Origin of the sequence: Qipengyuania sp. (genome assembly GCF_043423005.1) — a bacterium.
Lineage (GTDB): Bacteria > Pseudomonadota > Alphaproteobacteria > Sphingomonadales > Sphingomonadaceae > Qipengyuania.
Genome location: NZ_JBHWMI010000060.1, coordinates 20,264 through 28,828 on the forward strand (window position 1 = coordinate 20,264; position 8,565 = coordinate 28,828).

8 protein-coding genes and 1 other RNA gene are annotated in these 8,565 nt (G+C 65.0%); 1 reads left to right on the plus strand and 8 read right to left on the minus strand.

Going from position 1 to position 8,565, the window contains the following annotated elements; all coding sequences use genetic code 11:
* Positions 1–7 precede the first annotated feature (7 nt).
* Positions 8–823: a hypothetical protein gene (locus ACHFFA_RS09365; RefSeq protein ID WP_394270587.1), complete on the plus strand. Its 816-nt coding sequence runs from the start codon at positions 8–10 to the stop codon at positions 821–823.
* A 74-nt stretch (positions 824–897) separates the two neighbouring features.
* Here ACHFFA_RS09365 and ACHFFA_RS09370 read toward each other — a convergent pair whose 3' ends face one another.
* The 8 genes from ACHFFA_RS09370 to ACHFFA_RS09405 all read right to left on the minus strand — a co-directional run.
* The gene (locus ACHFFA_RS09370) at positions 898–1,170 is read right to left on the minus strand and encodes an HU family DNA-binding protein (protein ID WP_394270588.1); all 273 of its coding nucleotides are present in this window, start codon (positions 1,168–1,170) and stop codon (positions 898–900) included.
* A gap of 192 nt (positions 1,171–1,362) precedes the next feature.
* Positions 1,363–3,759 (minus strand): endopeptidase La, encoded by a 2,397-nt coding sequence (lon, locus tag ACHFFA_RS09375; RefSeq protein ID WP_394270589.1) that lies wholly within the window; start codon positions 3,757–3,759, stop codon positions 1,363–1,365.
* A gap of 123 nt (positions 3,760–3,882) precedes the next feature.
* Positions 3,883–4,221, minus strand: a complete 339-nt coding sequence (locus ACHFFA_RS09380) for a YbaB/EbfC family nucleoid-associated protein (protein WP_394270590.1) — start codon at positions 4,219–4,221, stop codon at positions 3,883–3,885.
* Complete coding sequence (locus tag ACHFFA_RS09385) at positions 4,218–6,047, minus strand: DNA polymerase III subunit gamma/tau (protein ID WP_394270591.1); 1,830 nt, start codon at positions 6,045–6,047, stop codon at positions 4,218–4,220. Before ACHFFA_RS09385 ends, ACHFFA_RS09380 begins: the two co-directional genes overlap by 4 nt.
* A gap of 45 nt (positions 6,048–6,092) precedes the next feature.
* Positions 6,093–6,187, minus strand: an RNA gene (gene ffs / locus ACHFFA_RS09390) — signal recognition particle sRNA small type.
* Between the two features lie 35 nt (positions 6,188–6,222).
* Positions 6,223–6,726, minus strand: a complete 504-nt coding sequence (locus ACHFFA_RS09395) for a CinA family protein (protein WP_394270592.1) — start codon at positions 6,724–6,726, stop codon at positions 6,223–6,225.
* A 64-nt stretch (positions 6,727–6,790) separates the two neighbouring features.
* The gene (locus ACHFFA_RS09400; protein ID WP_394270593.1) at positions 6,791–7,069 is read right to left on the minus strand and encodes an ETC complex I subunit; all 279 of its coding nucleotides are present in this window, start codon (positions 7,067–7,069) and stop codon (positions 6,791–6,793) included.
* Positions 7,070–7,083: 14 nt separating this feature from the next.
* On the minus strand, positions 7,084–8,565 hold a 1,482-nt coding region (locus ACHFFA_RS09405; protein ID WP_394270594.1), incomplete at its 5' end, for an ATP-dependent helicase C-terminal domain-containing protein.

Genomic DNA, 8,565 nt, shown 5'->3' on the forward strand with positions numbered 1-8,565 from the left:
TGCCGCGATGGCTGCGGCGTTGGGGGCTGTCTTTCTGACCGGATGTCTGTTGACGCCCGGGGCCTTTGTCAGCGAGCTGCGACTAACGAAGGATGGCGGCTTCAGCTTCAGCTATGTCGGGCAGATCCAGATGGCCGATCTTACGAGCCTGCTGAGCCCATACCGGGCAGACACCTCGTTCACCGCCACCTGCTATGACGACGACATCGAAGGGCGCCCCTGCACCGATGCGGAGATCGCCGAACAGCGCGAGGTCTGGAAACAGGACTCGGTCCTACGGGCAGAGAACGAGAGAAAAGAACGCGGCAACATGCGGACGCTGTTCGGCGGTATCGACCCACGGGATGCGGAAGGGGCCAGGGCCCTTGCCGCCCGGCTTGAACGTCAGCGCGGCTGGGACAAGGTGACCTACATCGGTGACGGCATGTTCGACGTCGAATTCCGGATCACCGGGCGGCGCACCCACAATTTCAGCTTTCCCCTGATCGAGGGGGTTCCGCTTCTCCAGCCCTTCCTGATGTCGATCACCCGCGACAAGGGCGAGGTTCGGGTCGAGGCACCGGGCTTCGTGCCGCTAAAGGCAGGCAGCCCCAAAGACCTCTTCCTTCCGATGGCCACCCGGGCGGAAGCCGACAACTCCGAGGACGGGGCCGGGCAAACGCGCATCGCACCAAGCGGCCGTTTCGTCATCGTGACCGATGGGCGGATCCTGGCAAACAACACCGACGAAGGGCCGGCGCCGGCTGCCGGGGGCCAGCAGCTGGAATGGGCGATCGGCTCAGGTACGGCCAACCCGCCGATGGCACTGATCGCGTTCGACTAGGATACAAAAGGCCGCCGTGGCGATCATGCTGCGGCGGCCTCCGTATTATGGGAATGCGACCCCTCAGTTCGATGTCAGTTGACCGCGTCCTTGAGACCCTTGCCGGCCTTGAACTTGGGCTGGTTCGATGCCTTGATCGTCATCGGTTCACCGGTTCGCGGGTTGCGCCCGGTAGAAGCCTTGCGCTTGGCAACCGAGAAGGTGCCGAAACCGACCAGGCGGACCTCATCGCCCTTGGCGAGCGATTTGGAAATTGCATCGAACACGCTCTCGACGGCAACGGAGGCGTCGCCCCGCGAAAGCCCGCTCGATTCCGCGACGGTGCTGATCAGGTCATTCTTGTTCATTGCTTCGGGTACCCCCCATAACGTTTTTCTCTGGTGCGGAATCAATCTCGCGCGAAGCCGCGGAATTGAGAGAAGTTTGTTAGCGCTGTCAAAGGTTAACCTTGGCAAAAGCAGGCGGTTTCCCGCCCTGATACGCCCCGGACGGCGCGCCGCGTGTGAAGGCGCGCCTTCCGTCAAGGCTGTTCAGGCGGGTCAATGGGCGGTTGCGCCCGGCGCGACCTCCCCATGACCCGAAGCCGGCTGGCTGGCGATATCGTCAGCCTCGGTCCATTCGATCGGTGCCGGCAAGCTGGTCAGCGCATGTTCGAGCACTTCGTCGACATGCGACACCGGAACAATGGTCAGCCCTTCCTTCACATTGTCGGGTATTTCCGCCAGATCCTTGACGTTTTCGTCCGGAATGAGGACCGTGCGAATGCCTCCGCGCAGCGCGGCGAGCAGCTTTTCCTTCAGCCCCCCGATTGCCAGCACCCGCCCCCTCAGCGTGACTTCGCCCGTCATTGCAACATCCGGTCGAACCGGCACGCCGGTCAGCGTCGAGACGATCGAGGTCACCATGCCGATGCCCGCGCTCGGCCCATCCTTCGGCACCGCACCTTCGGGCAGGTGGATGTGGATGTTCTTGCGCTGAAAAATGCTGGGCTTGATGCCATAGGCCGGCGCCCGCGCCTTCACGAAACTGAAGGCGGCAGCGACCGATTCGTTCATCACGTCGCCCAGCTTGCCGGTGGTCTTGATCTCGCCCTTGCCCGGCGTCGTCACGCTTTCGATCGTGAGCAGCTCGCCACCAACCTCGGTCCAGGCGAGGCCGGTAACCGCGCCAACCTGGGCTTCGTCCTCGCCCATGCCGTGTTTGAACTTCCGCACACCGGCGAATTCGGCAAGATTGTCCTGCGTGACGGTAACGCTCGTCGCCTTGCCCTCGAGAATGCGGCGCAGCGACTTGCGCGCCAGCCGCGCAAGCTCACGCTCGAGGGTGCGGACCCCGGCCTCGCGGGTGTAGTAGCGGATGAGATCGCGCAGCGCCGCCTCGTCCAGCGTGAACTCGCCGGCCTTCAGTCCATGATCCTCGATCTGCTTGGGCAGCAGGTGACGGGTCGCGATCTCGACCTTCTCGTCCTCGGTATAACCCTCGAGCCGGATGATCTCCATCCGGTCCAATAGCGGCTGCGGCAGGTTGAGGCTGTTCGCAGTCGTCACGAACATGATGTCGGACAGGTCGAGATCGAGTTCGAGATAATGATCCTGGAACTTCGAGTTCTGTTCGGGGTCGAGCACTTCGAGCAGGGCAGAGGCCGGATCGCCGCGGAAATCCTGGCCGAGCTTGTCGATCTCGTCGAGCAGGAACAGGGGGTTGCTCTTGCCCGCCTTGCGCAGATTGGTGACGATCTTGCCCGGCAGCGAGCCGATGTAGGTCCGCCGGTGGCCGCGGATTTCGGCCTCGTCGCGAACTCCGCCCAATGACTGGCGGATAAACTCGCGCCCCGTCGCTTTCGCGATCGACTTGCCGAGGCTGGTCTTGCCCACGCCGGGAGGTCCGACGAGGCACAGAATCGGCCCCTTCAGCTTGTTGGTCCGCGCCTGTACCGCGAGATATTCGACGATCCGGTCCTTGACCCTCTCCAGCGCATAGTGATCCGCATCGAGGATCTCCTGCGCCTTGGCGATATCCTTCTTGACCTTGCTCTTGTGTCCCCAGGGCAGGCCCAGCAGCACGTCGAGGTAGTTGCGGATGACTGTCGCCTCGGCGCTCATCGGCTGCATCGTCTTGAGCTTCTTCAGCTCGCTTTCCGCCTTGGCGCGCGCCTCGGTGCTGAGTTTGGTCTTGGCGATCTTTTCGGTCAGTTCGGCGATTTCGTTGCCGCCATCCTCGTCATCGCCGCCCAGCTCGTTCTGGATCGCCTTGAGCTGTTCGTTGAGGTAATATTCGCGCTGGGTCTTCTCCATCTGGCGCTTGACCCGGCCGCGGATGCGCCGCTCGACCTGGAGGACCGAAAGCTCGCCCTCCATGAACGACATGACCATTTCCAGTCGCTTCAACGGATCGAGTTCGACCAGCAGGGCCTGCTTGTCCGAAACCTTGGCGGTCAGCGCCGCGGCCACGGTGTCCGCCAATTCTCCGGCGTCGTCGATCTCGCGCAGCTGTTCCTGCGCATCGTCGCCTACCTTCTTGCTCAGTTTCGCATATTCGCCGAACTGCTCGACCACCTGGCGCATCATCGCCGACACTTCGCTGCCCGCCGCACTCGGCTCGTCGATCGTCTCGATCATCGCCGCGACATAGCCAACGCGCTCCTCCAGTTCGACCAGCCGGGCCCGCGCCTGTCCTTCGACAAGGACACGCACCGTGCCGTCAGGCAGCTTGAGAAGTTGCAGCACCTGCGCCACGACGCCGGTATCGTAGAGGTCGCCTTCGGCCGGATCGTCGCATCCGGGATCGAGCTGCGATAGGAGGGCGATATCCTTGCCGCCCTCCATCGCCGCCTCGAGCGCGGCGACCGACTTTTCGCGCCCGACGAAAAGCGGCACGACCATGCCGGGAAAGACGACGATGTCGCGAAGGGGAAGAAGAGGGAAAGTCGAGTTCATGATCCGTCCAAATTTAAAGCCGCCAGGCGGCTGTCGGTTGAACGGAATATGGGGCGCAGCAGCGGTTTCGCAACGCGGGGGCGCAATTTGCCGGTGGACAGCCGCCCCCGCCGCGCACGCCCTTTAGAGACCGGGGAAGGTCATTCCCGGCGGCAGGCCCAGGCCGCCCTGAATCTGCTGCATTTCTTCGGCCGACTTGCGGTCCGCCTTGTCGCGCGCATCGTTGAACGCTGCGGCGACCAGATCCTCGACCATCTGCTTTTCTTCCGGCTTCATCAGGCTGTCGTCGATCGACACGCCAAGAATGCGGCCCCGTGCGGTCGCCCGAACCTTGACCAGCCCGCCTCCGGCAGCCCCCTCGACCTCGATCGTATCGAGCTTGGCCTGGGCCTGGCCCATCTGCGTCTGGATCTGCTCCGCCGCCTTCTGCGCCGCCGCGATCATTTCTTCCATCGACTTCATGCGTTTCTACTCCAGCTTGCTTCGCGCGATGGCGCGGGGTTCGATCCGGGTTCGATCATCTCGGCATCGGGAAATGCGGTGAGCGTCGCCTTGACCAGCGGGTGTTCGCGCAAGGCTGCCCGGTCGGCTTCGCGCTGCGCGTGCTCGGCTTCGACCAGCGAGGGTCGCGCTGCCGCAGGATCGCCGGCGGTAATCATCCAGCGTTCCCCGGTGGTGCGTGCCAGTGCTTCCTGCAGCACCGGTTCGATTTTGTCTGAGTATCGTTCGGAACGGGCATAGACCAGTCGCCCCTGCTCGACCGTGATGGGGCGAATTTGCAGGCGCATGATACCGGCCGCCTGCAAATGTCCCGCGGCATCCACCCGCGCGACCAGGTCTTCCCAGTCAAGCCCACGCGTGCCGGCGGCCGGAGTACCGCTCCCCCCCCCCGGAGGTGCCGTCGCGGATGCGGGAACGGCAGAGGTGGCGATCTCGGCAATCTGTTTCGCCAGACTGCCGGGATCGGGCAAGGTTGCAGCGTGCAGGATGCGCAGCAGGGCCATGCGGGCGGAAACCAGCGGGTCCGGTGCTTGCCGCACCTCTTCGTAGCCCTTGAGCAGCAATTGCCACAGCCGGTGGACCTGCCCCGTTTCGAGCCGCTCTGCCCAGCCGGCAATCTCCTCGCGCTCGTTCGCGGCCCAGGCATCGACGGCTCCGCCGGAAACCTGCGCCAAGGCAATCCGATGGACGAGATCCATCAGCCCGCCCATCAGCGCCAGCGGCTCAACGCCCAGCGCATATTGCTCGTCGACCGCGGCCAGCACCGCCGCGGCGTCGCCTTCCAGCACCTGGCCCAGAAGCCGGCGCTGCGCCCCGCGGTCCGCCAGGCCGAGCATCTCGCGCACGCGTTCCGCGGTGACCGTGCCGCCGGTATCGAGATCAGCATGGGCAATCGCCTGATCGAGGATCGACAGCCCATCGCGAACCGAGCCTTCCGCCGCCCCGGCGATGATCGACAGCGCCTCGTCCTCGGCTTTCACGCCTTCGCGCTGGCAGATATCGGCAAAGTGGCTCTCAAGCAGTTCCGTCGGGATGCGCCGCAGGTCGAACCGCTGGGTTCGGCTGAGCACGGTGACCGGCAGCTTGTCGACCTCGGTGGTCGCGAACAGGAACTTCACATGCGCCGGCGGTTCCTCAAGTGTCTTGAGCAAGGCATTGAATGCATTGCGCGACAGCATGTGGACTTCGTCGATGATGTAGATCTTGTAGCGCGCCGAAACGGCGGCATAGCGGACCGCCTCGATGATCTCGCGCACATCGTCGACACCGGTGTGGCTGGCGGCATCCATCTCGATCACGTCGATATGCCGGCCCTCGGCAATGGCCCGGCAGGGCTCGCATTCTCCGCACGGGCTGATGGTCGGCCCGCCCTGACCGTCAGGCCCGATGCAGTTCAGCGCCTTGGCGATGAGCCGCGCGGTCGAGGTCTTGCCCACCCCCCGCACCCCGGTCATCAGGAAGGCATGGGCCAGCCGGTCGCGCGCGATGGCATTGGCCAGCGTGCGGACCATGGCGTCCTGTCCGATCAGTTCGGCAAAGGTCTGCGGCCGGTACTTGCGCGCCAGCACGCGATAGGGTTGCGCGGTCTGCGTAGGGGCGTCCGCGGGGGCCGCCGCGGGGGCCATTGCGGTGGCCGAGGCGTCCGGGGTGGTCGCTTCGGCAGCACCGAACAATGCCGCCTGTCCGGCATCCTCGAGCTCGGCAGCAGAGGGCGTCGCCGTATCGCGCGCGTCCTCGCCGTCGGAATGCCAGGGCGGCAGGTCTGCGCTGTTCGGTGAATCACCCATCGCCAATGACTAGAGGCTGGCTGGCCGAATGTCATGCGCGGTCATGGAAAAGGAGCCGGGCGACCCGCCGCAATTCACCTGGGCTGCTTCCTTCCGGACCTGACCCGGTGAGCGAACGCAAACGTCCACCCGACTCCCGCAGCGTTTATGGCCCCGCAGAGCCCGATATGCAACCTCATCCTGCCGCGTCGAGGGCCTCGACCAGGAGTTCGAGTGCCACCCGGCTGGTCAGCGCGGTTCCTTCGTCGCGCGACACATCGCCGAAATGACATTCGCGATGAAACGCGCCGCCGCCCCGCGACATGGCGACGATATGCACCAGACCGTTCTCGTCGCCGTCAGGGCAACCACCGATAAAGCCGGTGACCGCGACGCTGGCGATCGCATCGGATCTGGCGAGCGTGCGCAGGGCCATCAGTCGGCCGACCTCTTCGCTGACCGCGCCAGCGCGAGCGATGATTGCCGGATCGATGTCAAGCATCTCGCTCTTGGCGGGTTCGGAATAGGTGATGAAGCCACGGTCGAACGCATGGGACAAGCCTTCGACGCCGGTGAGGAGCGAGGCGATTTCGCCGCCAGTGCAGCTTTCGCTGACGGAAATGGTGCCGTCCTTGTTCTCGGCTGTCGTCAGCGCGCGCCGGGCCAGTCCTTCAAGTTCGCCGCGGGTCGGAATTTGCATAGATTCGCCGGATGATTTCATGTGGGCCAAAGTGACCGGCCCCCCTCACGGGTTCCCGAACCAATCAACGAAAGTTGTCGGCGTAGGCCTGCAACTTCAGCGCCTTGGGCGGGGTCAGGTGCACCCGCGCGGTAATCCCGTGCTTCTCGGCATAGGCCTGTGCGTCGTCCTTGGAACCGAAGGTCAGTTGCACCTGTGCCTGGGTGTCGCCGCTCCCGGTCCAGCCCATCAGGGGATCGGGGCGCCGCGCCTCGGACTGCTCGAATTCGAGCACCCATTCGGCGGTGCGGGCCTTGCCCGATTGCATCGCGCTTTTCGGTCGCTGATAGATTCGTGCTGCCATGTCTGACCCATAATTCAGCCGCGCTGGCGTGCAAAGGCGTTCTTGGTCTTGAGACTGGGCGCCTCGGCCCAAGGCTCTTCGGGCCAGCGATGCTTAGGATAGCGGCCCTTCATGTCCTTGCGCACGTCGGCCCAGGTGCCGCGCCAGAAACCGGGCAAATCCGCGGTGCTCTGGACCGGCCGCCCGGCCGGACTAGTCAGTTTGAGCAAGAGAGGCACGCGCCGCTCCGGCGGGCCGATCATTGGGTGCCGGTCTTCCCCGAACAGAGCCTGCACCCGCACCTCCACACTGGGGGCGTCGTCGGTGTCATAGGAAATGGGATGGTCGCTGCCCGCCGGCGAGCGGTAGAGCTTCGGGGCATCGCGATCGAGCCGCTGGCGTGTCGCGTAGTCGAGCATCCCGAGAACGGCTGCTGCGATCCGGTCAGCCGGTAGCGTGATGTCCCGGCGTCCCTTCAGCAGCGGACGCAGCCAGAGGTCCGCCGATGCCTTGAGGCTGATCACGGACAGCGCTTCGATCCCGGCAAAACGTCCTCGAGCGACAAGCGATGTCGGTATCAGTATCGACAGTTCGTCCACCGCCTTGTCCACAAGGTTATCGACAATCGCATCTTCGTCAGGTTCGGGGTCCGGTCCGCGGGAAAGAACGATTGCCCCCAGCCGGCTCTCACGTATGGCGTCGAGGCGTTGGCCATTCCAGCTCAGAGCGGACTTGCGCTCGATCCGATCGTCCAGCCAACGCGCGATGTCCGCTTCATCCAGCGCAATCGCGGCCGTTATACGTGCGCCTCGCGCCTGGCCCTGGGCATCCCCGATCACCAGGTATTCGGCTCGCGCCAACGGCGAGGCAGGATCGAGGACGAAGCCGCGACCGCCCGCCGATAGCCATTGTTCGCCAGCGCTGTCGCGCCTTCGGGCGATGAAACCGGGGCGGCCGGCAGCAAGGATGACCGCCGGCGGCGGCAGTTCGCCCCTGCGTTGCCAAACTTCCCCGGCGACGAGATCGCTAGCTTTGCGAGCCCAGCGCTGTGCCAGTTGAAGATGCCCCGTTGCTCTCGCACTCCGGTCGTTCGCCCAGCGTAGGCGCCGCTGTTCCAGATCCTCACCCTGTCCACCTAAATTGCGCTCCTGCAACAGCAGCGCAATCTGTGCCGCCATGTCCGCGGCACCATGCTGCGCGCCGAAAATCACCATCGCACCAGATGCGGGGTCGAGGGGAAGTGACGCGACCATGCGGCCAAGCGGCGTGAGGCGTCCCGCCTTGTCCAGCGTCCCCAAGGCGCGCAGGGTATTGTTCGCAGTCGTCACGGAGGCCGCCGGCGGCGGATCGAGCCAACGCAACGTGTGCGGATCGCCCGTCCCCCAGCGCGCCAGTGCCAGCAGCAGCGGCGCGAGGTCCGCCGTCAGGATTTCCGGCGGATCGAACGGGGGGCGCCCGGGATGCGCTGCTTCCTCCCACAGGCGGTAGGCGACGCCCGGCCCCTGCCGCGCCACTTT

Coding starts and splice junctions, on each gene's coding strand:
- ACHFFA_RS09370 (WP_394270588.1), bottom strand. CDS start 1,170: ATGAACAAGAATGACCTGATCAGCACCGTCGCGGAATCGAGCGGGCTT.
- ACHFFA_RS09365 (WP_394270587.1), top strand. CDS start 8: ATGGCTGCGGCGTTGGGGGCTGTCTTTCTGACCGGATGTCTGTTGACG.
- ACHFFA_RS09380 (WP_394270590.1), bottom strand. CDS start 4,221: ATGAAGTCGATGGAAGAAATGATCGCGGCGGCGCAGAAGGCGGCGGAG.
- ACHFFA_RS09385 (WP_394270591.1), bottom strand. CDS start 6,047: ATGGGTGATTCACCGAACAGCGCAGACCTGCCGCCCTGGCATTCCGAC.
- ACHFFA_RS09395 (WP_394270592.1), bottom strand. CDS start 6,726: ATGCAAATTCCGACCCGCGGCGAACTTGAAGGACTGGCCCGGCGCGCG.
- ACHFFA_RS09400 (WP_394270593.1), bottom strand. CDS start 7,069: ATGGCAGCACGAATCTATCAGCGACCGAAAAGCGCGATGCAATCGGGC.
- lon (WP_394270589.1), bottom strand. CDS start 3,759: ATGAACTCGACTTTCCCTCTTCTTCCCCTTCGCGACATCGTCGTCTTT.